The organism is Sphingobium sp. AP50, from assembly GCF_900109095.1.
Taxonomy (GTDB): Bacteria; Pseudomonadota; Alphaproteobacteria; order Sphingomonadales; family Sphingomonadaceae; genus Sphingobium.
On sequence record NZ_FNYZ01000024.1, the window covers coordinates 1 to 24,181 of the forward strand.

Annotated in this window: 18 protein-coding genes and 1 pseudogene; 11 read left to right on the top strand and 8 right to left on the bottom strand. The window is 63.5% G+C overall.

The features are described 5' to 3' along the window. The 3 genes and pseudogenes from BMY84_RS30655 to BMY84_RS25000 form a co-directional block, all read left to right on the top strand. Window positions 1-91 (top strand): annotated as a pseudogene (locus BMY84_RS30655) (2-deoxy-D-gluconate 3-dehydrogenase); the annotation flags it as partial. 84 nt (window positions 92-175) lie between these two features. Continuing rightward, window positions 176-1,381, top strand: coding sequence for a glycosyl hydrolase 53 family protein (locus BMY84_RS24995; protein ID WP_093087552.1), 1,206 nt, complete (start codon window positions 176-178; stop codon window positions 1,379-1,381). Continuing rightward, window positions 1,378-2,334: a glycoside hydrolase family 43 protein gene (locus tag BMY84_RS25000; RefSeq protein WP_256215436.1), complete on the top strand. Its 957-nt coding sequence runs from the start codon at window positions 1,378-1,380 to the stop codon at window positions 2,332-2,334. Before BMY84_RS24995 ends, BMY84_RS25000 begins: the two co-directional genes overlap by 4 nt. Here the strand turns inward: BMY84_RS25000 and BMY84_RS25005 are convergent. Further along, entirely contained in the window at window positions 2,331-3,041 is a 711-nt protein-coding gene (locus BMY84_RS25005; protein WP_256215437.1) for a GDSL-type esterase/lipase family protein, read from the bottom strand. The genes BMY84_RS25000 and BMY84_RS25005 overlap by 4 nt on opposite strands. Before the next feature lie 147 nt (window positions 3,042-3,188). On the opposite strand from BMY84_RS25005, the gene BMY84_RS25010 reads away from it, so the two are divergent. After that, on the top strand, window positions 3,189-4,148 hold the full coding sequence (locus BMY84_RS25010; RefSeq protein ID WP_093087554.1) for an acyltransferase family protein: 960 nt from the start codon (window positions 3,189-3,191) through the stop codon (window positions 4,146-4,148). On the opposite strand, the gene BMY84_RS25015 is transcribed toward BMY84_RS25010, so the two are convergent. Continuing rightward, window positions 4,145-4,741: a hypothetical protein gene (locus tag BMY84_RS25015; RefSeq protein WP_093087556.1), complete on the bottom strand. Its 597-nt coding sequence runs from the start codon at window positions 4,739-4,741 to the stop codon at window positions 4,145-4,147. The genes BMY84_RS25010 and BMY84_RS25015 overlap by 4 nt on opposite strands. A gap of 68 nt (window positions 4,742-4,809) precedes the next feature. Beyond that, window positions 4,810-6,087: a phosphoribosylamine--glycine ligase gene (purD, locus tag BMY84_RS25020; RefSeq protein ID WP_093087644.1), complete on the bottom strand. Its 1,278-nt coding sequence runs from the start codon at window positions 6,085-6,087 to the stop codon at window positions 4,810-4,812. Window positions 6,088-6,094: 7 nt separating this feature from the next. Between purD and xseA the strand changes: the two genes are divergently transcribed. The 3 genes from xseA to BMY84_RS25035 are packed head-to-tail and all read left to right on the top strand — an operon-like array spanning window position 6,095 to window position 8,655. Beyond that, window positions 6,095-7,588 (top strand): exodeoxyribonuclease VII large subunit, encoded by a 1,494-nt coding sequence (gene xseA / locus BMY84_RS25025; protein WP_093087557.1) that lies wholly within the window; start codon window positions 6,095-6,097, stop codon window positions 7,586-7,588. 24 nt (window positions 7,589-7,612) lie between these two features. Further along, window positions 7,613-7,825 (top strand): DUF2093 domain-containing protein, encoded by a 213-nt coding sequence (locus tag BMY84_RS25030; protein WP_093087559.1) that lies wholly within the window; start codon window positions 7,613-7,615, stop codon window positions 7,823-7,825. Next, window positions 7,822-8,655: a M23 family metallopeptidase gene (locus tag BMY84_RS25035; RefSeq protein ID WP_093087560.1), complete on the top strand. Its 834-nt coding sequence runs from the start codon at window positions 7,822-7,824 to the stop codon at window positions 8,653-8,655. Before BMY84_RS25030 ends, BMY84_RS25035 begins: the two co-directional genes overlap by 4 nt. Before the next feature lie 8 nt (window positions 8,656-8,663). On the opposite strand, the gene BMY84_RS25040 is transcribed toward BMY84_RS25035, so the two are convergent. After that, entirely contained in the window at window positions 8,664-9,206 is a 543-nt protein-coding gene (locus BMY84_RS25040) for a hypothetical protein (RefSeq protein WP_143075158.1), read from the bottom strand. A 362-nt stretch (window positions 9,207-9,568) separates the two neighbouring features. On the opposite strand from BMY84_RS25040, the gene BMY84_RS25045 reads away from it, so the two are divergent. Next, window positions 9,569-12,391: a TonB-dependent receptor domain-containing protein gene (locus BMY84_RS25045; protein WP_093087563.1), complete on the top strand. Its 2,823-nt coding sequence runs from the start codon at window positions 9,569-9,571 to the stop codon at window positions 12,389-12,391. Between the two features lie 160 nt (window positions 12,392-12,551). Here the strand turns inward: BMY84_RS25045 and BMY84_RS25050 are convergent, their stop codons facing one another. Beyond that, a complete protein-coding gene (locus tag BMY84_RS25050) occupies window positions 12,552-14,240 on the bottom strand; it encodes a 2OG-Fe(II) oxygenase family protein (protein ID WP_093087565.1) in 1,689 nt (562 codons plus the stop codon). Continuing rightward, entirely contained in the window at window positions 14,240-14,977 is a 738-nt protein-coding gene (locus BMY84_RS25055; protein ID WP_256215438.1) for a 2OG-Fe(II) oxygenase, read from the bottom strand. The genes BMY84_RS25050 and BMY84_RS25055 overlap by 1 nt, the downstream gene beginning before the upstream one ends. A 116-nt stretch (window positions 14,978-15,093) precedes the next feature. Between BMY84_RS25055 and BMY84_RS25060 the strand changes: the two genes are divergently transcribed. Both BMY84_RS25060 and BMY84_RS25065 read left to right on the top strand, forming a co-directional pair. Next, complete coding sequence (locus BMY84_RS25060) at window positions 15,094-15,774, top strand: 2OG-Fe(II) oxygenase (protein ID WP_256215439.1); 681 nt, start codon at window positions 15,094-15,096, stop codon at window positions 15,772-15,774. Between the two features lies 1 nt (window position 15,775). Then, complete coding sequence (locus BMY84_RS25065; RefSeq protein WP_093087569.1) at window positions 15,776-16,783, top strand: hypothetical protein; 1,008 nt, start codon at window positions 15,776-15,778, stop codon at window positions 16,781-16,783. Here BMY84_RS25065 and clpB read toward each other — a convergent pair. Then, window positions 16,780-19,359, bottom strand: coding sequence for an ATP-dependent chaperone ClpB (gene clpB / locus BMY84_RS25070; RefSeq protein ID WP_093087570.1), 2,580 nt, complete (start codon window positions 19,357-19,359; stop codon window positions 16,780-16,782). The genes BMY84_RS25065 and clpB overlap by 4 nt on opposite strands. A gap of 93 nt (window positions 19,360-19,452) precedes the next feature. Further along, a complete protein-coding gene (locus BMY84_RS25075) occupies window positions 19,453-21,102 on the bottom strand; it encodes a M28 family metallopeptidase (RefSeq protein WP_093087572.1) in 1,650 nt (549 codons plus the stop codon). A gap of 208 nt (window positions 21,103-21,310) precedes the next feature. Here BMY84_RS25075 and BMY84_RS25080 point away from each other — a divergent pair, with 208 nt between their 5' ends. Next, a complete protein-coding gene (locus tag BMY84_RS25080) occupies window positions 21,311-24,175 on the top strand; it encodes a M16 family metallopeptidase (RefSeq protein ID WP_093087573.1) in 2,865 nt (954 codons plus the stop codon). Window positions 24,176-24,181 lie beyond the last annotated feature (6 nt).

Genomic DNA, 24,181 nt, shown 5'->3' on the forward strand with positions numbered 1-24,181 from the left:
TGGCGGGGCGGCGGTGTTCCTGTCCTCCAGCGCCGCAAACTATATCCATGGCCATGTTCTGGCGGTCGATGGCGGGTGGCTCGCGCGGTGAAGTGGCGCGCTCCTGCTTTCGCAGGAGCGCGCAATGCCAAGAGGAGGACATAGCCTCCCGCAACACAGAAACAGGAGAGGTTCCATGCCTGACAGACGCACCTTGCTTCGATCGACCGGGCTTGCGGCCCTTGGGCTGACGCTGCCGGCCGGGGCAGCCACCCATAAGGGCGCGCGACCCGGCCCCTATCTGATCGGCGCGGATATCAGCTGGATCCCCGAGGATGAGGCCGCTGGCGCCCGCTATTTCGTGGACGGCGTGCAGAAAGACCCGATCCTGATCCTGCGCGATGCCGGGTTCAATGCGATCCGGCTGCGCATCTTCGTCGATCCGGCCAAGGGCTATTCCAAGCGCGAGCCGGACAAGGCCTGGGCTGGGCTGGCGCAGACAGTGGCGCTGGGCAAGCGCATCCGCGATGCCGGACTCTATCTGGTGCTGAGCTTCCATTATAGCGATATCTGGGCCGATCCGGAGCATCAGGGCGTGCCTGCCGCGTGGACAGGCTATGACTTGCCGCGCCTCGCCAAAGCGGTCGAGACGCACACCCATGACACGCTGGTCGCGATGCGGGCGGGTGGCGCGCCGGTGGATATGGCGGTGATCGGCAATGAGACGACGTTCGGCATATTATGGCCCCATGGCCGGGTGAAACTGTCGACGCCGACGGGCAATCCCGTCACCGACGCCAATCATGCCAAGGTGGGGGCAGTCGGCGGCTTCGATGCCTTTGCGCAATTGCTGCGCGCGGGGATTGCCGGCGCGCGCAAGGCGGAACCGGGCATCGCCATCCAGTTGCACAACCATCTGGGTCGGCACTGGCCGATCGTGCGGGAGTGGACCGACGCGCTGATCGCGCGCAAGGTCGATTTCGATGTGATCGGCTTTTCCTGCTATCAACAGCGCGCGCAGGGCGACTGGGCGACGACTTTTGCCGAGTTCGTGAAGCGCTATCCCGACAAGGGGCTGCTGGTGGCGGAATATTCCAGCCGCAAACGCTATGTGAATGATCTGGTCCATGCCCTGCCCGGCAAACATGGCTGGGGCGCCTTCATCTGGGAGCCGACACGGCATCAAGAAGCGATATTCGACCAGAATGGCCATAATGCCGGTGAGGGAGCCAAGCCCGATCTGCTCTCGCAAGGCCTGAACAGTGCGGAGGCGCCCGGCGGGCTGGCGGGTCAGCCGGCGGCACCCGAACCCGAAGCGGAGGGGCCGATGGGCCATGGCGGGGATTATGTCGCCAATCCGCTGATCGACCTCTATCGCCAGATGGCGAAGGACTATCAGTGAAGCAGGGGGCGATGCGGCGGCGGGATTTCACATTGGGTCTGGGCGCGCTGGCGCTGGCCGGTTGCGCCACTACGCAGCAGGCACGGGCCGACGATCTGCTGGTCTTCGCCTATTTCACCACCGGCAAGGGTGAGGCGGACGGGCTGAAGCTGGCGGTGAGCGAGGATGGCTTTGCCTTTCGCGCGCTGGCGAGCGGGCGCAGCCTGCTGGTGCCGGAGGTGGGAGAGAAGAAGCTGCTGCGCGATCCTTTCCTGTTCCATGACGGGCGGCGCTGGCATCTGCTGTGGACCACGGCGTGGGAAGGCGTGACCATCGGCCATGCGACGAGCAGCGACCTGATCCACTGGACCGGACAGAAGGCGATTGCCGTGATGGCCGATGTGCCGGGCACGCGCAATTGCTGGGCGCCCGAAGCGATTTTCGATCCCCGCACGGGGCGGTATGAGATTTTCTGGTCGAGCACGGTCACGGGACGCTTCGGTGAAACGGCGGGTACCTCCGAATCCGCCTATAATCATCGGCTCTGGCACAGCAGCACCGCGGATTTCCAGACATTCTCGCCAGCCGAGCCGCTGTACGATCCCGGTTTCAGCGTGATCGATGGCACTTTTGCTCATGGTCCCGATGGCGGCCTGTATCTGATCGTCAAGGATGAGACGGTCGCCCCGCCCCGCAAATATTTGCAGGTCGCGCGGGCGCAAAGCCCCACCGGCCCGTTCGGTCCGCTGTCACCGCCTTTTTCGCCCGGCTGGGTCGAAGGACCGATGACGACGCGGATCGGCGACGCGCTGGTCTGCTATTATGACGTGTATAAGGAAGGGCGCTGGGACGCGGCGATGACGCGCGATATGGTGCATTGGGAGGATGTCAGCGCCCGGCTGACAATGCCCATGGGCGCGCGCCATGGGTCCTTGCTGCGGGTGGCGCGCGAAGTGGTCGACGCGATCCGCTAACCTGCCTGACCGCAGCGCTGGATCAGCGGCTGCGGCAGGATCGCGTCCAGTCGCTGGCGCACGACCTGTGCCCAGATGCGATAGCCGTGCGCATTCATATGGATGCCGTCCGACTGATAATTGTCGCCCAGCTTGCCATCGACGAGCAGCGGCGTGGTGATATCGCCATAATAAGCGCTGCGCATATGGGGCAGGAAATTGCGGATGGCCGCGTTGAACAGGCGCTGTTCGCCCAGATATTGCAGGCGTCCGGGGCTAGGCTTGGCCGATAGGAGCAGCACCGGGACGCCGGGCAGCAACCGGTCGCGCAGGTCGAACAGCGTCGCGATCTGGCGCATCACCTTGCGAACGGGCACGCCGCTGGCGATGTCATTTTCCCCCACATAGACGATGAGCGCACGGGGACGCCCTTCTTCCCTGGTATCGATAGTGGCGAAACGGGGCATGATATCCGACAGGGTTGCACCATTAATGCCGCGATTATGCGTCGCCCAGGGGGCCATATCCTGTTGCAGGCTGGTCCAGCGATGGATGGACGAACTACCCACGAACCAGAGCGCGCAATCCTGTTGCCCTACCCGATCGTCCGGCAGGGGCGCATGCACCGACTTGTACCGATTATAAAGGGCGCGCCCGGTAAAGATGAGCGCCACGACCAGCAACAGCATCAAAATCTTGGTGAGAGGCGATGCCTTGATGGTGCGCAATATGACGGTCCCCTGTTTGATCTTCGTCCGAAAGCCCGCTTCCCTCAGAAAGCGGGCATAACGCTTCTATAGTCTATTCGTTCACCAAATTGTTTAAACCGCCCTAAAGGCCATGTGCGCCACAGTCGTTATGACGCTGGGGGACATGTGGGCAAAAATCCGTCGATCGACCTGCTGAAAGGCATGCTGATGCTGCTCGTCATGGCTGGCCATGCCATGGAGCTGACGCATCAGCAGCATCTGGCGCTGTGGATCGGCGCCGGCTTCCGCATGCCGTTGATGATCGGCATTTCGGGCTATCTGCTGAATGTCGCGCGTACGCGATCCGCCCCGTCCGCCGATCTGTTCAAACGCTATGGGGAAAGGATGCTGCTGCCCTGGGCGGTGGCGCTGATCGCCTATGTGCTGGCGACCGGTGCGCCCTTGTCCTGGCAGACGCCGCTGGACCTGTTGCTGCGCCCGCCCTTCCACCTTTGGTATGTGCCGGTCCTCTTCTTCCTGATCGTGACGACGCGGCTGGTGCGATTGTCTCCGCTGATGCTGCTGGCGATCGGTGCGCCGATCAGCGTGGCGACCATGTATGCGTTCGGGCTGGACCATGCCCCGATCGGGACGAGCCTGTTGTCCCCCGACAGCCGCTATATCCGTTACCCCGTCTATTTCTTCTTCGGGATGCTGATGGCGGAACGGGGTTTGGCGACCCGCTATCTGGGGATCGTGCTGCTGGTGCTGGCGCTGGGCCTGACCTGGTGGTCGGGATTGCAGGGCAGCGGCCATGCGCTGGCCTATGTGCCCGCGCGGCTGATGATGAATCTGAGCCTGATCGCGCTGTTGCCGCTGCTGTCGACGGTGCGCCTGTCCTTCGCGCCGCTCAACCGGATCGGCCGGGACAGCCTGTTCTTCTATCTGTGGCACCCGATGGTCATGGGCATGGTGCTGATGAGCGGCTTGGGCGGCCCGATGACGCTGGCGCTGTCGGTGCTGCTGCTGGCCGGGGTCAGCCGCGCGACCGCCGCCAGTGCGCCGCTGCGCCGATGGCTGGGGAGCGCACCGCCATCCCGGCGCCCGCAAGCGGTGCCGGAAGACGGGCTGCCCCAACCCGCTTAAATCTTACCGTATTTCGCCTCGAAACCGGCAATGTCCCCGGCGGCGAGATATTTGGCCTGATCGATCCACTGGTCGCGCACCGGGCGCCCTTTGAAATTGCCCAGCTTCGCGTCGATCGTCGCAATGTCCGTATCGGTCCAGGCGGCGATCTGGGCGAAGCTGGTGACGCCGAGGTCGGTCAGCAGCGCCTTGAGCTTGGGGCCGACACCCTTGAGCCGGAGCAGGTCGTCGCCTTCATCGGCCGGGGTCGTGACGGCCGGAGAGACAGGCACGGGTTCGGCGACTGGCTCGATAATGGGCGCTTCGGGTATAGCGGGTTCGACCGGGGCAGGCTCGACGGCGACGGGTGCAACCGCGACAGGTTCCGGCTCAGCAGGAACGGGTTCAACTGCGACAGGCGCAATCACCACGGGTGCAGGAACCACCGGTTCGGCCAGCAGCGGCGCGGGCGCCGCTTCGACCGGAGCGGGTGGCGTGGCGGGTTCGGCGGGCAACTCAGCCTTGCGCTTGCCCGACAGCAGGAAGATCAAGACGATGATCACGAGCAGGGCCACCAGCAGCCACAGCCCATAGTCCATGAAAAATTCCTGCATCGCGCATCACCTCTCTGATCGTGCGTATCGGCTTATTTAAGGACGCTTGCGCGTGCGGGGCAAGGGCGTCACGCCTTTTCGCGCGCGACTTCCCGCCAGCCGATATCGCGACGGCAGAAGCCGGTGGGGAAATCGATCGCATCGACGGCGGCGTAAGCGGCCGCCTGCGCCGCGCCGACCGTGTCACCGGTGGCGGTGACATTGAGAACGCGGCCGCCATTGGCGACCAGCACGCCGTCCTTTTCGGCGGTTCCGGCATGGAAGACCTTGGCCCCGCCCTGTTCGGCCGCATCAATGTCGGCAATCGCACCGCCCTTTTGCGGCGTATCAGGATAGCCCTGCGCCGCCATGACGATGGTGAGCGCAGTGCGGTCGGCCAGTTCCACCGGCCCCTGCTCCGCCAGCCGACCCTGCGCCACGGCGAGCAGCAGGTCGACCAGATCGCCGTCGAAACGGGTCATCAGCACCTGACATTCCGGGTCGCCGAAACGGGCATTATATTCGATCAGCTTGGGGCCTTCGGCGGTCAGCATCAGGCCGGCATAGAGGACGCCCGAATAGGGAATCCCCTCGGCCGCGAGCGTATCGACGGTCGGCTGGATGATCTTTTCCAGCACTTCGGCTTCTAGTGCCGGGGTCAGGACGCGGGCGGGGCTGTAAGCGCCCATGCCGCCGGTATTGGGACCGGTGTCGCCGTCGCCGACGCGCTTATGGTCCTGCGCAGAGCCGAAGGGCAGGATAGCGCTGCCGTCGGTGAGCGCGAAGAAGCTGGCTTCCTCGCCGGTCATAAATTCTTCGAGGACGACTTCCTCGCCCGCCGCGCCGAACGCGCCGGAGAACATGGAATCGAGCGCGGCGAGTGCTTCATCGCGGGTTTCGGCGATGATCACGCCTTTGCCCGCCGCCAGCCCATCCGCCTTGATGACCACCGGCAGGGCGAAATCGTCCAGCGCGGCGATCGCGCCGTCCTTGCTGGTGACACGGACATAAGCGGCGGTCGGAATATTGGCGCGCTGGCACAGATCCTTGGTAAAGCCCTTCGACCCTTCCAGCTGGGCGGGCTTCTTGTTGGGGCCGAACACCGGCACGCCCATGGTGCGGAGGTTATCGGCCAAGCCATCGACCAAAGGCGCTTCCGGCCCGATCACCACCAGGCCGATCGAATGGCGGACGCAGAAATCCAGCACCGCGCGATGATCGGTAGCGTCGAGGTCGACCAATTGCGCATGCTGGGCTATGCCCGGATTGCCCGGCGCGGCATAGAGCGTCGTCAGCCGGGGCGATTGCGCCAGCTTCCACGCCAGCGCATGTTCGCGGCCGCCGCCGCCAAGCAGAAGGATGTTCATTTCGCCCATGGTCCCGGAATATGATGCCTATGACAGTTCGGGCCGCCTGTTAGCCGAGGAACGGGCGGGGGACAACGCGCCGCCGCTTTCGGTCAGCGAATTGTCGGGCCTGCTGAAGCGCACGGTCGAGGATCGGTTCGGCCATGTGCGGCTGCGCGGCGAGATTTCGGGCTTCAAGCGGGCGGCATCGGGGCACCTCTATCTGGCGCTGAAGGACGAGAATGCCGTGCTGGACGGGGTGATGTGGAAGGGCGGCGCGCAGCGGCTGGCCTTCAGCCCGCAGGACGGGGTGGAGGTGATCGCGACCGGCAAGCTGACCACCTATCCGGGGCGATCCAAATATCAGATCGTGATCGACCGGATGGAACTGGCCGGCGAAGGCGCGCTGATGGCGCTGCTGGAGAAGCTGAAGGCGAAGCTGGCGAGCGAAGGGCTGTTTGCGGCGGAACGCAAGAAACCCCTGCCCTTCCTGCCGCGCACGATCGGCGTGGTGACGTCGCCGACCGGGGCGGTGATCCGCGATATTCTCCATCGGCTGGCCGATCGCTGCCCGACCAATGTGCTGTTGTGGCCGGTGCTGGTGCAGGGACAGGGCGCGGCCGAGCAGGTGGCGCGTGCGGTGCGGGGCTTTTCGGCGATGGATGGCAGCGGGCCGCTGCCCCGGCCGGACCTGGTGATCGTAGCGCGCGGTGGCGGGTCGATCGAGGATCTGTGGAGCTTCAACGAGGAAATCGTGGTGCGGGCGGTGGCGGATTGCACCATCCCGATTATCAGCGCCGTGGGGCATGAGACGGACACGACCCTGTGCGACTATGCCGCCGACCGGCGGGCGCCCACGCCGACTGCGGCGGCGGAAATGGCGGTGCCGGTGCGGGCGGAATTGCTGGCGGGCCTGTCCGAAATGGGCTTGAGAGCCGGGCGCGCGGTACGGCGGGGCGCGGCGCAGGCACGGGAACGTCTGGAGATGCAGGCGCGGTTGATGCCGACGCCCGACATGTTGCTGGCGCCGCAGCGGCAGCGGCTGGATCAATTGTCCGACGGGCTGGTGAGCGGATTGCGGCACCGGCTGGCGGATGCGCGGGCGCATCTGGGGCAGGCGGGCGGCGCATTGCGGCCGGCGCTGTTGCAGCAATATATATCGCGGGCGGGCGAGCGGCTCGACCGGTTGATTTTGCGACCCGCTTATCTGACGCGCGCCTTGTCAGACCGGGCCACCGCCTTCGACCGGGTGTCGCGTCATTTCGCCTCGCTCAATCCCGACCTGCCCTTGCAGCGGGGCTATGCGCGGGTGATGGCGCAGGGCCAGTTGGTGCAATCGGTGGCGGCGGCGCAGGCGGCGGGACAGGTGACGCTGCACTTCAAGGATGGCACGGTGGATGCGGCGGTCGGGGACACCGCAACGCTTGAGAAGAGTGCGCCGGCCGTTATATCTTCTCCATCCCGCCCCGCGCGCAAAACGCGCGAGGACGGCGAAAAGCAGCAGCAGGATCTGTTTTCCTGAGCTGCGCATAGTTTGAGGCCTGCCATGTTGATGTCCAATCGCGACCGGATCGCCCGGCTCCATTATCTGCCCTACAGTTTCCGCGTGTTGCAGGCGGGCGACCATGTGCTGTGCGCGGTGACGGGGCGACGGATCGCGCTGGAGCATCTGCGTTACTGGAGCATCGCCCGGCAGGAACCCTATGCCAGCGCGGAAGCATCCGTGCAGGCGGAGATGAAGGCAGCCAGCGCGGGATGAGGGCGATTGCGGCCGCGCTGCTGCTCCTGATCGCGGGGACGGCGACCGCCCAGCCGGGCGCGGCGGACTTCCATCTATCGGGTCAGGCGATTCAGGGCGGCGCGCTGACCGGCACGGCGCCCTCCGGCACGGTGATGCTGTTGCTGGACGACAAGCCGGTGTCGGTGGACGCGGATGGTCGGTTCTTGATCGCCTTCGACCGCGATGCCCCGCCGACTGCCCGGCTGAGCGCGCGGATGCCTGACGGGCGGACATTGGACCAGTCGCTCACCGTCGCGCCGCGCGACTGGCGGATCGAGCGGATCAATGCGCCGATGCGGCCGACGAAGAGCACCGAAGCCTTTCTGGCGCTGCGCAAACCGGAGCTGGAAGCGATCGCCGCTGCCCGGACGACGGTGACGGACGCGCAGGGGTGGCGGCAGCGCTTCGTCTGGCCGCGTATGGGCCGGATTTCCGGGCTGTTCGGGGCGCAGCGCATCTATCAGGGGACGCCGGGCGCCTATCATGGCGGCGTGGATGTCGCCGCCGCGACGGGCGAGCCGGTGGTGGCACCCGCCGATGGCGTGGTGATCCTGGCCGCCAGTGACAAGCCCTTCACACTGGAGGGGCATCTGCTGATGATCGACCATGGCCATGGCCTCAACAGCGCTTTCCTGCACCTGTCGCGCATCGACGTGAAGGTCGGCGACCATGTGGCACAGGGGCAACGCATCGGTGCGGTCGGCGCGACCGGGCGCGCCACCGGGCCGCATCTGCACTGGGGCATGAAATGGAATGACGCGCGGATCGACCCGCTGCTGATCGCGGGGCCGATGCCGGCGGAGCGGTAGGGGCAGCCTTATTTGATTCGGCGAGCCCGGACAGCAGGCCAACCCGCAGGACGCAAAAGGTAGCTGCCCAATGCCGCTTTCTTCACCGTCACCGCCATGTTCACCTCTGGAACGCGGAAGGCGATGGTTTCCAAAGTCTGCCATTCGGAACCATCAGCCAGTTGCAACCGCCATCTGTCGCGAACAGTGGGCTGAAAAGAAACAACTTTAGTCTGGATTTCGTCCAGCGCTTCTTCCCGACCATTGCCACCTGAGCTTTCAGCCAAAGGCACAGCAGGCGTCGCCAAACCGAAATTCTGCCGCACGGTCTGACGGACGCTTTCCTTGTCGATGACCGCCACTTCATTCTTGGCCTGCGCGTCGCTGATCGCCGCGACCTGTTTATCATAGCAGGCCAACCTCATGTTCGCATCGGCCAACGATCGACATTGCAGCATGTCATCAAACAGTTTGGCGGACCCTATAGGCCGCGCATCTCGCGCTGACGCCTGGGTTGCCAATAATAGTCCCGAAATCAGCACCGAAGCCGAAAAATTGAGGCGCTTCATCATGCACTCCCGCTCTGTCGGCGACGGTGTTGCGCATTGGATAAGGGCTTGGCAAGTCGATTAGCGCAATTTGACTCTGCCGACGTCTAACGATGCAGCCGTGGAAATGATCTATCGCGGGGTGCACATCGCGCCGGGGAACTGAAATTTAGCGCCACATTTCACACTGTGTCATTTATGATACAACAGCACCAAAAAGGCGCTACACCCTAAGGCTCTGCCTTTACACCCTTGTTCCGCCCGCGCAGTTTGGCGGCAGTCATGGTGCGGTCCGTGCTGTCGGGCATTTTCTGGACCGCATCCATGCATTCTAGATGGCAGCTTAAACTGCATACTCCAGAGCAAGGGACTGGATTGTGAAAACTATGTCGAAGATTGCGCTTTTGCGCACCGGTGTCGCGCCGGCTATTCTGGGCGCGGCACTTATCTCCTCTGCCGCCATGGCACAGGAAACCGCAGCCGGCGCCGCCGCTTCGGATGACGTTATCGTCGTTACCGGCTCGCGCATCGCGCGCCGCAACCTCGACACGCCGGCACCGATCGCCGTTGTTGGCCAGGAAGAGTTCAAGCTGTCGGGCACCGTCAACGTCGAGCAGGTCATCAACACCCTGCCGCAGGTGATTCCGGGTACGACCTCCTTCTCGAACAACCCGGGTGGCGGCGTTTCGACGCTGAACCTGCGTGGTCTGGGCGAAACCCGTACCATGGTGCTGGTCAATGGCCGTCGCTGGATGTTCTATGATGCGTCGCAGCTGGTCGACCTCAACACCATCCCGACCTTCCTGTTGCAGGACGTCAACGTCGTGACTGGCGGTGCGTCGGCCGTGTATGGTTCGGATGCTCTGGCGGGCGTCGTGGACTTCACCCTGCGCAAGGATCTTGTTGGCGTCGAAGCCGGTGGCCAGTATAACATCACTGGTGAAGGCGACGGTCGTCGTTACGAAGCCTATATCGCGTTCGGTACCGAACTGGGCGACGGTCGTGGTCACGCTACGGTCTATGGCGAATATTATAACCGTTCGTCGATCATGCAGAGCGGGCGCAGCTTCTCCAACGAAGCACTGGGTGAAAATGACGATTCGACCGGCCTGATCCCGGGCGGTTCTTCGACCACCCCGAACGGCCGCTTCACGTCGACACTGGCTGCCGCCAATTGCCCCACCGGCAATGTCTTCTGCTCGCCCGGCGCCTATTTCACCGCTCCCGGTGTCAGCCGTCCGCGCACCGCAGCAGACCTGTACAACTATGCGCCCGATAACTATCTGATGGTGCCGCAAGAGCGCTATCTGATGGGCGGCTATGCCGACTATGAAGTTGTCGACGGCCACACTGCCTATACCGAAGTCACCTTCGTCAACAACCGCGTCGCCAACGAACTGGCCGCAACGCCGGTCACCGGCACGTTCAACGTCAATATCGATGCCGTGTCGTCCTTCCTGTCGGCCAGCGACGTTGCGGCCCTGCGTCAGCTCGACACGTCCGGCACCGGCGTCGTTCCGCTGTCGATCCAGCGTCGCGTCACCGAAACCGGATCGCGCAACTCGCTCGACGAACGCAACGCCTTCCGCTTCCTGGTCGGCATGCGCGGCGAAATCACCGACAAGATCGGTTATGACGCCTATTACAGCTATGCGCGTACCCGCAATTCGAACATCCAGGCAGGCAACATCTCGCGCTCGGCCTTCCAGGCCGGTCTCGATGGCAGCGCTTCGGCGATCAACATTTTCGGTCCGAACACGCTGACCCCGGCAATGGTCGACCAGATTTCCATCCTGGCGCAGAATGGCGACGTTTCGACCCTTCAGGTTGCAAACGCGTCGATCAACGGTTCGCTCTTCAACCTGGGCATGGGCGCCGACGACGTCGGTTTCGCGCTGGGTGGCGAATATCGCAAAATGGCATCGGAATTCATCCCCGATACCGCTCTGTCGTCGGGTGACGTGATCGGCTTCAACGCCGGTGATCCGACTGCCGGTTCGTACAACGTCAAGGAAATCTTCGCGGAACTTCGCGTGCCGATTGCTGCGCACCAGCCTGGCATCGAACTGCTCGAAGTAAACGGCGCTGCACGTTATTCCGACTATTCGCTCGGTAATGTTGGCGGCGTATGGGCCTATTCGGCCGGCGCCACCTATGCGCCGATCCGTGACATCACCTTCCGCGGCCAGTATCAGCGCGCGGTTCGTGCACCAAACGTGAGCGAACTGTTCGGTGGCCAGGCAGTCGGCTTCCCGACCGCCGTTGACCCCTGCGCGCAGGCTTCGGCAGCGACCGACACCACGATCCGCGACCTCTGCATTGCCACGGGTGTTCCCACCACGGCAGTCGGCACCGCCGGTGTGCAGATCAACTCGCAGATCCAGGGCCTGTTCGGCGGCAACCCCGACCTGCGCGAAGAAACCTCTGACTCTTACACGGCTGGTGTCGTTCTGCGTCCGAGCTTCGTTCCGGGCCTGTCGATCACCGCTGACTGGTACAATATCACGGTCAAGAATGCGATCTCGACCCTGGGTGGTGGCCTCGGCAACTCGCTGAACCTGTGCTACAATGTCATTCAGGACATCAATAGCGCTTACTGCCAGGCCTTTGTCGGCGCCCGTAACGCTCTGGGTCAGTTCGACGGTGAAGTGCCGCCGGCAATCCTGAACGCCAACGTCGGCAAGCTGGAAGTCGAAGGCATTGACGTCGAACTGAACTATTCGAAGCCGCTCGACTTCGCTCTGCTGGGCGATGGCCAGTCGCGTATCAGCTTCAACTTCATGGGCACCTACACCATCAAGAACAACATCACGCCGGTCGCTGATCTGCCTGATGAGGTGAACGAGTGCGCTGGTAAGTTCGGTGTTCTGGCCTGCGGCAATCCGACGCCCAAGTACAAGTGGACGAGCCGTCTGTCGTGGATCGACGGTCCGCTGACCACCAGCGTACGCTGGCGCCACCTGTCGTCGGTTCGTGACGACGATCCGGACTCGCTCTACTTCGTCGAGAAGATTCCGTCCTACGACCAGTTCGACCTCAGCTTCTCGCTGGACGTGACGGAAACCTTCAACATGTCGCTGGGTATGAACAACATGTTCAACAAGAAGCCCAAGATCCTTGGCTTCAACCAGGAACAGGCTAACACCTATCCGGGTACCTACGACGTGCTGGGCCGCGACTTCTTCGTGTCGGGTCGCCTGAAGTTCTGATCTCGATTATCGGCAAAAGAGAAAGGGCGGCGAGCAATCGCCGCCCTTTTTTTGTCTCGCGACGCAAATCCCGCAGATGGGATAGCGAATGGCTGCGGTGTTTCACGCTTTACCATGGATTTGGCGAGATAAGCCTGTTGGATGAGAGAAGGACGCTCGATCAGCGCTTGAGCGCGATATCGAAGGCAATAGTCATGCGCTCGCCGTGCATGAAGGGGCGCGTGCCATGATAGAGGGTACTTGGGAAGAGGGCGCAATGGCCCACAACCGGGTCGATCACGCGAAGCGGCGGTAGACCAAGGCGCAGGTCGCGGGGCGAACGGCCCAGTTCCAGCGCGCCCGGCAAATCACCAGCCTCATCCACCCCGATCGTCGGCAGAACCAGATAGAAGGCCGATGATATCACGCCTTGCTGGTGGATATGTTCATTATGATGGCCGGCCCGACGCGCGCGGATCGACCAACTGCCGGTAATCGTCCAGTCCCGGTCGCGGTGCCGCAGCAGCGGATGGGCAGAATCAAGGGGCGGCAATGCCGTGCGATAGGCTTGCAGCATCCGTTCGATATGCTGCCGCAGAAGAGCGATGTCGGGTTCGATCCGGTCGAACAATGCGCCGCGCGTTTGCGTGCCGGCGCGGATCGACTGTCCCAGCGGCACGCTGCCCCCATCATGAAGGCGGTGCAGCAGATCGACGATATCCGCCAGCGCCTGATCCGGCATGGCGGCGGAGCGCAACTGTACCAATCCGTCCTGACCGTGAAGCCAGGCGCTGCGCGGATCATCCATGAGGCGCCAGGCCAAGTCCCTGAGCGCCCAGGCCGGCACCGAATTCGGCTGCTGATCCAGAACTTGCGAAAGCAGTCGATCAGCCTGATCGGGCGCCTTTTGCCGCAACCTGTGCCGCGCCTCGTGCAACCAGCGATGTGGATTGTGCACCTGAAGGTCGGCGAAAATCCGATCGGCCCGATCATCATCACCGGCCACGCCAGCATAAGCCGCTTCGGCAAGACGTAAATCCTGCGCATCCGCCAGCCTGTTTGCGGCATCGCCGGCGATGACCGCAGCTTCAGCGTGACGATCCACGCCGGCGAGCGCTTCGCACCAGGCAAGGATCAAGGCCTTGTCATCGGGACGCTCGCGCGCAGCCAGAGCATAGGGGTCGGAGAAATTTTCGGTATTGCCTCGCGCCCAGTGGAGTTCCGCCACGAATTGCAACGCATCGATCCAACCGGGGGCCTGCTGGTTGAGAGCCAGGCCGATTTCCAGTGCGCGATCGGATTGGCCATCCCTGTCCAGCACCTGCGCATAACCGAGCCAGGCATGGGCGTCGCTCTGCTGGCCGGAGAGCAATTGTTCGAACCGTCGCGCAGCATCGGTTTCACCGCGTTCCAGGGCGATGCGCGCGCGCCCGTACCGGGCGCGCTGATGGTCGGCGTCGAGGGCGAGGCACGTGTCGTAGCTGGCGGAAGCGGCCGCGCTCAGGCCAGCTTCACGCTCGATCGACGCGCGGACCGCCCAATAGCGAACATGGGTCCGCAACTCCTTTTCCCGATCGATGAGCGCTGCCAGCGCGTCGCCACTGCGATCGAGCCGGGATAGGGACAGCGACCGGTTGAGCAACGCCTCCATATCTTTGGGCGCAAGTTTGAGCGCCTGATCGAAATAGATGAGTGCCCCCTGATAATCGCCAATGCCGAACAGGAAATTGCCGGCACTGTTGAACAGGGCGCCATTATGTGGGGCTTGCCGTGTCGCTTCGCGATAGAGTTGCCGGGCGGCGGCTTCATTGCCGGCAGCCGCCAACTGTCTGGCCCGATCCCGGATGGCGGCAATGTCCCATCCCGCCATCAGTCGCGGAACCAGCCCGTAATGGCGAAGCGCCCAACCGGCGCAAAAGGCGGGACATAGCTGACCTGATGGGCTTGCGGGACGCGCAGCAGATTGAGGCTGTTGAAACGGGGAAGCCAGCCTTCGACGATATCCCCATCCTCATTCAGGAAGTTGAGATAGCCGCCCCAGTCCGGTTTCCAGCCAGGATCGGAAAAATTCAGTACATAAGCGACGCGCCACCCTTCTTCCCTATGGCTGTCATTATGGACCGACAGAAAGTCGCCGGGACCAAAAAGGGTCGCCTGTGCATCCGCCTTGATCAAGCCAGGAATACCGGTGATGGTCCGCACCAGATTCAGAAAGGGATCGGCATTGATATATTCCAGCAGAAAGTCGTGCGGGCTGTCGGGCGCCCATTTTTCCAAATAGGCCGTCAGGATCGGATATTGGCTGAACTGGACCGCATAATCACCCGCCGCGGCGGCGCGCTGAATGCTCTGGCCCAGTGCCTGCCGTTTCGCGGGCCCGATCGCGACCGCTTCATGCCGCCGCAGCATCAGCGGTGGTTCCTTCCCGACCTGACAGGCCAGCCCCCAACTCGTATGCTGCTGTAGAACTTGACGCACCGCCTGCGCGGTCTGTGGCGTCAGAATGTCGCGGACCTGCACTCGCCCGTCGCGCGCGAAGCGGCTGCCGAGAGCGGCGATATCAAGGGTCGGATTGAGATCGAACAGGGCAACAGTCATGCCCGGCATGTACCATCGATCGCGGTCGCGGCCATAAGCATCTTTCCCAATTCGCCTGAATATGTCAGACGCCGGCCATGCAGATACTCCCGCCTCTGGCCCTTAATCCGGATCTGGATGTGGGCATGCTACGCGATATTTATGCGCGTACCGGCCGGGTGACCATTCGCGACTGGCTGCCTGTCAATGTGGCGACGACATTGGCGGCGATGCTGAGGGGGAGAACCGACTGGTGCCAGATCCTGAACAGCGGGAACAAGGCGCTGGAACTGACGCGCGATGCCCGCGCGCAACTGTCCCCCGCGCAGCAAGGCGCCCTGGACGAGGCGGTGTATGGTGCGGCACGCTATGGTTTCCAATATCGCTATGAGAGCATTCGCGTGCCCGATTGTGCGACCGAACGACAGGCGAGCGCCGATATACTTTGCCGCTTCGCCGAATGGATGTCAGGCGACGCCGTGTGTGCGGTGCTGCGCCAGATCACCCAGGACGATGATATCTGCTTTGCCGACGCCCAGGCGACAGCCTATTCGCCCGGTGATTTCCTGACCGGTCATGATGATGCTGTTGCCGGTAAAAATCGGCGGGCCGCTTATGTCATGGGCCTGACCGCGCAATGGCGCCCAGAATGGGGTGGGTTGCTGCTGTTCCACGACAGCGACGAGATCACAGAAGGGCGGCCGCCGCAATATAATGTGCTGAACCTGTTCCGCGTTCCACAAATCCATAGCGTGACCGAGGTAACAAAGGCAGCAGCATATCGTCGCTATTCCATCACAGGATGGTTGAGAAGCCAACGGCCCTGACATGAGCACCTGTAGCGACATCGTAGCGGACCCGCATTTCATGCCTGTGGGCATCACGCCCGACCTTTGTCGAATCCGCTTTGCCAAGGTGCGGCCCGAAATTATTCGGACGCATCCATTTCTGGATGGCCGCTCTCACTTCACCGAGGGAAACGAAATCCTGCTGCCCGTCGATGATGTAGCGGCCGAACTGGCGAGCCGGGCAGATATCCGGACGTCCACTATCCTGCATGTATCCTTCTGCGGATCGACTCTATTGTCGAGACTGCTGGACATACCTGGCCAGTCACTTGGATTGCGCGAACCGGCAGTCCAAATCTGCCTGGCCGATGCCGTGACTGCTCATCCCGGCAAAGTATGCGAGGTTGCCAGCGTGATCGACGCACTGCTGGGGCGCACGATCGAGGGGCAACAGACGATAGTCAAGCCAACCAACTGGGCCAATAATCTGTTGCCGACCTGGAACGAGCGCAACTCAATCAACCCCATTTTCATGGTGATGGCCCCCCGCCCCTTTCTCCGCGCCGCTTTCCGCGGTGGTCGCGATCGGTTGACCTACACGATGAGAACAGCCCAACATCTGGCACCGGGATTGAAGGATGGTTTTCGTCGGTTGGCAAAGGCGACCGGGTCGACAACTGACCCTTTGCAACAAGCAGCACGACTGACCCTGCTCGCCTTGTCCTTTCAGTTACTGATGTTTGAGGAAGCCCGAAATAAGGGGGGATGGTCGGCGGAGCGGGTCGTGGCCTTCGACGAATTGCATGACGACCCCGTCGGCATAGCAGCACGGACATCCCGATTGCTGAACCTGGACATAAGCCCCGCCATTATTGCTCGCCATTCCGAAACCATATTGGCCCGCAATGCCAAGTTACCCGATCGGCAGTTTCGAGCCGACGAGGAGGCCGAGAATAACCGGGTAATCGAGCAACATCATGGCCGCACCTTCGACAAGGCCCTGGAATGGGCCTATGCCGAAGGTTTGTACCTCATCATCGACGGTTAGGTGACAGTAAGCGCCAGTGCCCCGTCGCCATCCTCGACCTTTACCGTAGACCCATCGGGCACTTCGCCGCGCAGGATGAGGTCGGCCAGCGGGTCTTGCAGGTAGCGCTGGACCGCGCGTTTGAGCGGCCGCGCGCCATAGACTGGGTCATAGCCGACCCGACCCAGCCAGGCGCGGGCGCCTTCGCTGAGGTCTAGCGCGATCTTGCGATCCTTGAGCAGCTTGCCGATGCGCGCGACCTGAATGTCGACGATCGGCGCCATATGGGCAGCACCCAGACGGTGGAACAGGATCACCTCGTCCAGACGGTTGAGAAATTCCGGACGGAAATGGGCGCGGACGATGTCCATCACCTGATCTTCCACCTTCTCCACCGGCTCGTCGTCGGCAAGGCCGGTCAGATACTGGCTGCCCAGGTTCGACGTCAGCACGATGATCGTGTTGGTGAAGTCGACCGTGCGACCCTGCCCATCGGTCAGGCGGCCGTCGTCCAGCACCTGGAGCAGGATGTTGAACACATCGCCATGCGCCTTTTCGACTTCGTCGAACAGGACGACCTGATAGGGGCGGCGACGGACGGCTTCGGTCAGGACGCCGCCTTCCTCATAGCCGACATAGCCCGGAGGCGCACCGATGAGGCGGGCAACGCTGTGCTTCTCCATGAATTCGCTCATGTCGATGCGCACCATCGCGCTGTCATCATCGAACAGGAAGCCGGCCAGCGCCTTGGTCAGTTCGGTCTTGCCGACGCCCGTGGGGCCGAGGAAGAGGAAGCTGCCGAGCGGGCGGTTCGGGTCTTGCAGACCGGCGCGGCTGCGGCGCACGGCGGTCGACACGGCCTTGACCGCATCGGCTTGACCGATGACGCGCTTGCCCAGCGTCTCTTCCATCGCCAGCAGCTTTTCGCGCTCGCCGGTCATCATCCGCTCAACCGGGATACCGGTCCAGCGGCCGACAACGCCGGCAATATCCTCCGCCGTCACTTCCTCGCGCAGCATCGCGCCTTCCGAGGCGGTTTCCGCTTCGGCGAGGCGCTTTTCCAGCGCGGGAATAGTGCCGTAGGACAGCTCGCTCATCTTCGCGAGGTCGCCAGCGCGCTGGGCCTGCTCCAGTTCGAGCCGGGCGGCGTCGAGCTGTTCCTTGACCTTGGCTTCGCCGGCGATCTTGTCCTTTTCCGACTGCCAACGGGTGGTGAGCGCGGCGGATTGCTCCTCCAGATTGGCGAGGTCTGCTTCGAGCGCGATCAGACGATCGGCCGATGCGCGGTCCGTCTCTTTCTTCAGCGCCTCGCGCTCGATCTTCAACTGGATGATGCGACGGTCGAGATTTTCAATCTCTTCGGGCTTGGACTCCACCTCCATGCGCAGGCGGCTGGCGGCCTCGTCCATCAGGTCGATCGCCTTGTCGGGCAGGAAGCGGTCGGTGATGTAGCGGTTTGAAAGGGTCGCCGCGCTGACCAGCGCGCCGTCGGTGATCCGCACACCGTGGTGGAGTTCGTACTTCTCCTTCAGGCCGCGCAGGATGGAGATGGTGTCTTCCACCGTCGGTTCGCCAACGAAGACGGGCTGGAACCGCCGCTGGAGGGCCGGGTCTTTTTCCACATATTTGCGATATTCATCGAGCGTGGTCGCGCCGATGCAATGGAGTTCGCCGCGCGCGAGGGCAGGCTTCAGGAGATTGCCAGCATCCATCGCGCCTTCGGACTTGCCCGCGCCGATCAGCGTGTGCATCTCGTCGATGAAGAGGATGATCTGGCCGTCGGCGCCCTTCACCTCGTCCAGCACGCCCTTGAGGCGCTCCTCAAACTCGCCGCGATATTTGGCGCCCGCGATCAGGCTGCCCATGTCGAGCGCCATCAGGGTACGATCCTTGAGCGTATCGGGCACGTCGCCATTGGCGATGCGCAGCGCGAGGCCTTCGGCGATCGCGGTCTTGCCGACGCCGGGTTCGCCGATCAGCACCGGATTATTCTTGGTGCGGCGAGCGAGGATCTGGATGGTGCGGCGGATTTCCTCGTCCCGGCCGATGACCGGATCGAGCTTGCCCGCGCGCGCCGCGTCGGTCAGGTCGCGGGCGAATTTCTTGAGCGCGTCGTAACGATCCTCCGCGCCTGCGGTGTCGGCGGTGCGGCCGCCGCGGAGGCTGTTGATCGCGGCGTTGAGCGCTTCGGGCTTCACGCCAGCGGCGGCCAGCGCTTTGCCCGCCGTCGTGGTGGTGGCGAGGGTCAGCGCAAGCAGCAGCCGTTCTACGGTGACGAAGCTGTCGCCCGCCTTGGTCGCCACCTGTTCGGCGGAATCGAGGACGCGCACGGCGTCATTGTCGAGGCCGGGGGTTTGCTGCGCGCCGCTGCCGGAAACGGACGGGACTTTCGCCAGCGCCGCATCGGTGTCGCGCAGCGCGACTTCGGCGGAACCGCCTGCGGCCTTGATCAGGCCCGACGCCATGCCCTGCTGGTCCTCCAGCAGCGCCTTGAGCAAATGTTCCGGGCCGATCCGCTGATGACTCATGCGGATCGCCACGGTTTGCGCCGACTGGAGGAAGCCCTTGGCGCGGTCAGTGAATTTTTCGAGGTTCATGCCATCCTCTTGATAAAATGCCACTTAGGGAAAGTGATTGCCCGCGATGTAGTGTTGCCTAAAAAGCACACAAGGGGCGATGCGCATTTATCCTTATTTCGTCGCTTTCTGCGCTTGGGGCGCGAACAGGTCGCCAAAGAAATCCCTGGCGAACCAGAGCGGCGGGGTGTCGCCATCGGCCATGGCGCGGGTGATGCGATAATTGGCCTGGGCAAAGCGCGCGCCGGCTTCCCAGTCGATCTTCTGGTTCATGTCGTCGCCGGGATGATGATAGGCGCCGTTCAGGAAATCGCCCCATGCCTTTTCGCCGCCATTGGCATAGCCGGTGGCGAGGAAGACGGCGGGCACGCCCTGCTTTACGAACTTATAATGGTCCGAACGGACGAAGATCGTTTCCTGCGGCATGGGATCGGGCGAGAGCTTGACGCCCATCGGCGCGACCGCCTTGGCCACGATCGGGCCGAGGGTGGAGTGATCCGCACCGAAAGCGATCAGGTCGGTGAAGGGATAGAGCAGCAGCGGCATGTCGAGATCGACATTGCCGACGATCTGGCTGATGGGCACGGAAGGGTGGCGGGCATAATAGTCAGCGCCGAGCAGGCCCTTTTCTTCGCCGGTGGAGGCGAGGAAGATGATCGAGCGGCGCGGCTTGTCCGGCGATTGCGCCATGGCGCGGGCGACCTCCAGCATGGTGGCGATGCCAGCGCCATTGTCCAGCGCGCCATTGTTGATGCGGTCCTTGTCGGCCGGTTTGCCGGGCTTTACCGGGCTGACGCCGATATGGTCGAGATGGGCGGACAGGACGACATATTGATCCTTGAGCGCCGGGTCGCTGCCCGGCAGGATGGCGACGACATTTGGGCTGGTGACGCGCTGGCTGACGCTGTCGGCCTTGATCGTCACGCTGGTCTTGAGTGCGAAGCCCTTGGGCTTGCCGCCGACCTTGTCCGCCGTCTTGCGGATCGCAGCAATGGTCGTGGACGCGCCGGCGAAGACGGCTTCGGCGGCGGGATCGTTCAGTGAAGCCGAAGCGCGGATGCCCGATGCTTCATCGAAGGGCGTACCTTCGGGCGAAACCCAGGTGAAATCCGGTTCGTCGGCGAACTGCACCATACGCGCCCAGGGCCGCGCCTTCATCGACTGGAGCGTGCCGAGCGAGAGCATGCCGATCGCGCCATGGGCCTGTGCCATCTGCGCTTTCGACGCGGAGAGATGCGCGCCCTCCTCGCTCGGCAGCCCCTTGGGATAGCCGCGCAGGGTGACGACGATCTTCCCCTTCACGTCGAGGCCGGCATAGTCGTTGAGACCGAAGCGCGCATTTTCAAGGCCATAGCCGACGAAAACGAGCGGCGCCGTGACGTCCAGATGCGGTTCGGCCGCGTTCATGCCGACCAGCACGTCACCGGCATGGGTGAAGCTCTTCGCGCCGCCGGGACCGGTGATGGTCAGGGTCGCGGGCGTCTGCGCCCGGTCGGTCTTCTGGAAGGCGATGCGCTGATACCAGTCGCCGCCATCGCCGCCCGGCTTGAGGCCCAGTTGCGCGAACTGGCTGGCGACGTAGCGGGCGGCGATCTCATGCCCTTCACTGCCGGTGTCGCGCCCTTTCAGCAGATCGTCGGCGAGGAAGGCGACATGGGCGCGCACGGCTGCGGCGGAGAAGACCGGATCGGCCACCTGCTGCGCGGTCAGCGACGCGGGCAGGATCAGGGCGGTGGCGGCAGCCAGCAGGGCAAGGCGGGTCATGAGAGGGCTTTCGGATAAAGAGCTTATAGCGACAGGATTGCCGTCCGCCGGCGCCGCTGTCCAGCACGCTCTTTGCTTGCCGCATTCTGCGAGCCGTCGGCTGTTCCAGCCGCCTTCAGAATGCTTTGCCGTATTGCGCCTCTATCACGCCCCGCTATGTTGCCATCCCATCGCGACCATCCCCGTCGCATCCTGCCAGAGGCTCTTCATGACCCTATCCCCCCTGTCGCGCCGCCTGTCCCTGATGATCGGCCTTTCCGCCCTTGCCCTGACGCCGATGACACAGGCTGTCGCGGCGACGGCCCCCGCCGTGGCACCCGCGCCGCTCTCCAGCCTCGTGTCGAAGGTCGACATTCCCTATGAGGAGTTCACGCTGGCGAACGGGCTGCGCGTCATCGTGCATACCGATCGCAAGGCGCCGGTGGTGGCGGTGTCGATCTGGTATCATGTCGGATCGCGCTTCGAACCGGCGGGCAAGACCGGCTTTGCCCATCTGTTCGAACATCTGATGTTCTATGGCTCCGAAAATGCCGATGGCCCCTTCTTCGGCCGACTGGAGGATATCGGCGCGACCGACTGGAACGGGACCACCTGGTTCGACCGCACCAATTATTTCGAGACGGTGCCGACCGGCGCGATCGACCGGGCGCTGTTCCTGGAATCCGACCGTATGGGTCATTTGCTGGGCGCGGTGACGCAAACCAAGCTGGATACCCAGCGCGGCGTGGTGCAGAATGAAAAGCGCGCGGGCGAGAACCAGCCCTATGGTCTGGTCGAATATGCGCAACTGGCGGCGCTGCTGCCCGAAGGCCATCCCTATCGCCATTCTACCATCGGATCGATGGCCGACCTGAATGGCGCGAGCCTGGCGGACGTACAGAACTGGTTCAAGACCCATTATGGGCCGAACAATGCCGTGTTGGTGCTGGCGGGCGATATCGATGCGGCGACCGCCAAGGCGAAGGTGGAAAAGTGGTTCGGCAATATCCCCGCCGGCCCCGCCCCCAAAGATGTGGACGCGACCGTCCCGACTTTGGCCAAGGATGCAGAAGTGGTGATGCACGACAATGTCGCCGCCACCCGCCTCTATCGCAACTGGATCGTGCCGGGCGTCAATTCGGCCGACCTGCAACAGCTGGATCTGGCGATGACCGTGTTCGGCGGCCTCAAATCCTCGCGCCTCGACAATGTTCTGGTGCGGGACGAGAAAGTCGCGGTCGGCGTGTCGGCCAGTATCCAGCCGTTCGAGAAGCTGAGCATCGCCGAGATCACCGTCGACGTGAAGCCGGGTGTGGACCCTGTGGCCGTGGGCAAGCGGCTGGATGCGCTGCTCGCCGACTATCTGGCGAAGGGGCCGAGCGCCGACGAAGTGCTGCGCGCCGCCACCGGGCAGGCATCCGGCACGATCGGCGGGCTGGAAAAAGTCGGCGGCTTTTCGGGCAAGGCGGTGACGCTGGCCGAGGGGGCGGTCTATTCCAACGATCCGGCGAAATATAAGAAGGATCTGGCCGTCTATGCCGCCGCCACGCCGGAAAGCGTGACCGCCACCGCCCGCAAATGGCTGGGCCGGCCGGTGCTGCGCATGACGGTGGCGCCGGGCGAGCGGACCGCCGCCGACAATGCGCTGGCGGGGAACGCGACGCACAAGCCGGCCTTCTTCCGCAGCCCCGATGCGCCGGCTCCCACCGCCGCGACGCCGCCCGCGCCGACCAAGATCGCCGAACCGCCGATCGAACCGGTCAAGGATCTGGACTTCCCCGATGTCGAGCATGCCACGCTGAAAAACGGCATATCGGTCGTGTTCGCACGGCGCACGGCGGTTCCGACGGTGCGCGTGTCCGTCGCCTTCGACGCAGGCAATGCGGCCGACGACAAGGCGAAGCTGGGCACGGCCGGCCTGACCACCGCCCTGCTGGACGAAGGCACGACGACCCGTTCGTCATTGCAGATCGCCGAGGAACAGGAGCGGCTGGGTGCGTCGATCAGCGCGGGCAACAGCATGGATCGGACCAATGTCGGTCTGTTCGCGCTAAAGCCCAATCTGGATGCGTCGCTAGGCCTGCTGGCCGATGTGATCCGTAACCCCGCCTTTGCCCCGGCCGAAGTGGAGCGGCTGCGTGGGCAGGTGCTGACCAGCATCGCCGCGGAAAAGACCGAACCGATGGCGATCGCGCAGCGCATGTTGCCGCCGATGCTGTACGGGCAGGCGCATCCCTATGGCATCCCCTTCACCGGCTCCGGCACCGAAACGGGCGTGAAGGCGGTGACGCGGGCGGACCTGACCGCTTTCCATGACACATGGATGCGACCGGACAATGCCACCATCTTCGTGGCGGGCGACACGACGCTGGCCGAGCTGCTGCCGCTGCTGGAAAAGCGCTTCGGCGACTGGAAGGCGCCGGCCAGCCCCAAGGGCACCAAGCTGTTCCGCATGGACCGCATGATGCGCCCGGCGAAGATCGTGCTGATCGACAAGCCGCAAAGCCCGCAGTCGATGATTCTGGCCGGCCTGCTGACCAACAAGTCGGGCACGGACAATCCGGTCATATTGCAGACCGCCAATGAAGTGCTGGGCGGCAGCACATCGTCGCGGCTGTGGATGGACCTGCGTGAGACGAAGGGTTGGGCCTATGGCGTCGGCACGGCGCTGTCGGGGGTCAAGGAAACCATTCCGCTGCTGGTCTATGCGCCGGTGCAAACCGACAAGACCGGCGAATCCATCCTCACCCTGCGCAAGGATATCAGCGAGTATCTGACCAGCAAGGGCACGACCGAGGCGGAGCGGAACCAGACGATCAATGGCCAAATCCTGTCGCTGCCGGGCAGTTTCGAAACATCGTCCGACCTGCTGGGCGCGATGATGCGCAACAGCCTGATCGGCCGGCCGGACGATTATTATGAGACGCTGCCGAAGGTCTATCGCGCCATGACCGCGGCCGAGATGGACAAGACCGCGCGTGAGGCGATCAACCCCGACCGGCTGATCTGGGTCGTGGTGGGCGACGCGAAACTGGTGCGGCCACAGCTTGACGCGGTGGGCCTGCCGGTGGAAATGGGGACATTGGCTGATTGACGCCAA

What these genes read in the sequence shown, in the direction of transcription:
- BMY84_RS24995 (WP_093087552.1), top strand. Translation starts at nt 176, where the DNA reads ATGCCTGACAGACGCACCTTGCTTCGATCGACCGGGCTTGCGGCCCTT.
- BMY84_RS25015 (WP_093087556.1), bottom strand. Translation starts at nt 4,741, where the DNA reads ATGCAGGAATTTTTCATGGACTATGGGCTGTGGCTGCTGGTGGCCCTG.
- purD (WP_093087644.1), bottom strand. Translation starts at nt 6,087, where the DNA reads ATGAACATCCTTCTGCTTGGCGGCGGCGGCCGCGAACATGCGCTGGCG.
- xseA (WP_093087557.1), top strand. Translation starts at nt 6,095, where the DNA reads ATGGTCCCGGAATATGATGCCTATGACAGTTCGGGCCGCCTGTTAGCC.
- BMY84_RS25030 (WP_093087559.1), top strand. Translation starts at nt 7,613, where the DNA reads ATGTTGATGTCCAATCGCGACCGGATCGCCCGGCTCCATTATCTGCCC.
- BMY84_RS25035 (WP_093087560.1), top strand. Translation starts at nt 7,822, where the DNA reads ATGAGGGCGATTGCGGCCGCGCTGCTGCTCCTGATCGCGGGGACGGCG.
- BMY84_RS25040 (WP_143075158.1), bottom strand. Translation starts at nt 9,206, where the DNA reads ATGATGAAGCGCCTCAATTTTTCGGCTTCGGTGCTGATTTCGGGACTA.
- BMY84_RS25045 (WP_093087563.1), top strand. Translation starts at nt 9,569, where the DNA reads ATGTCGAAGATTGCGCTTTTGCGCACCGGTGTCGCGCCGGCTATTCTG.
- BMY84_RS25050 (WP_093087565.1), bottom strand. Translation starts at nt 14,240, where the DNA reads ATGGCGGGATGGGACATTGCCGCCATCCGGGATCGGGCCAGACAGTTG.
- BMY84_RS25055 (WP_256215438.1), bottom strand. Translation starts at nt 14,977, where the DNA reads ATGCCGGGCATGACTGTTGCCCTGTTCGATCTCAATCCGACCCTTGAT.
- BMY84_RS25060 (WP_256215439.1), top strand. Translation starts at nt 15,094, where the DNA reads ATGCTACGCGATATTTATGCGCGTACCGGCCGGGTGACCATTCGCGAC.
- BMY84_RS25065 (WP_093087569.1), top strand. Translation starts at nt 15,776, where the DNA reads ATGAGCACCTGTAGCGACATCGTAGCGGACCCGCATTTCATGCCTGTG.
- clpB (WP_093087570.1), bottom strand. Translation starts at nt 19,359, where the DNA reads ATGAACCTCGAAAAATTCACTGACCGCGCCAAGGGCTTCCTCCAGTCG.
- BMY84_RS25075 (WP_093087572.1), bottom strand. Translation starts at nt 21,102, where the DNA reads ATGACCCGCCTTGCCCTGCTGGCTGCCGCCACCGCCCTGATCCTGCCC.
- BMY84_RS25080 (WP_093087573.1), top strand. Translation starts at nt 21,311, where the DNA reads ATGACCCTATCCCCCCTGTCGCGCCGCCTGTCCCTGATGATCGGCCTT.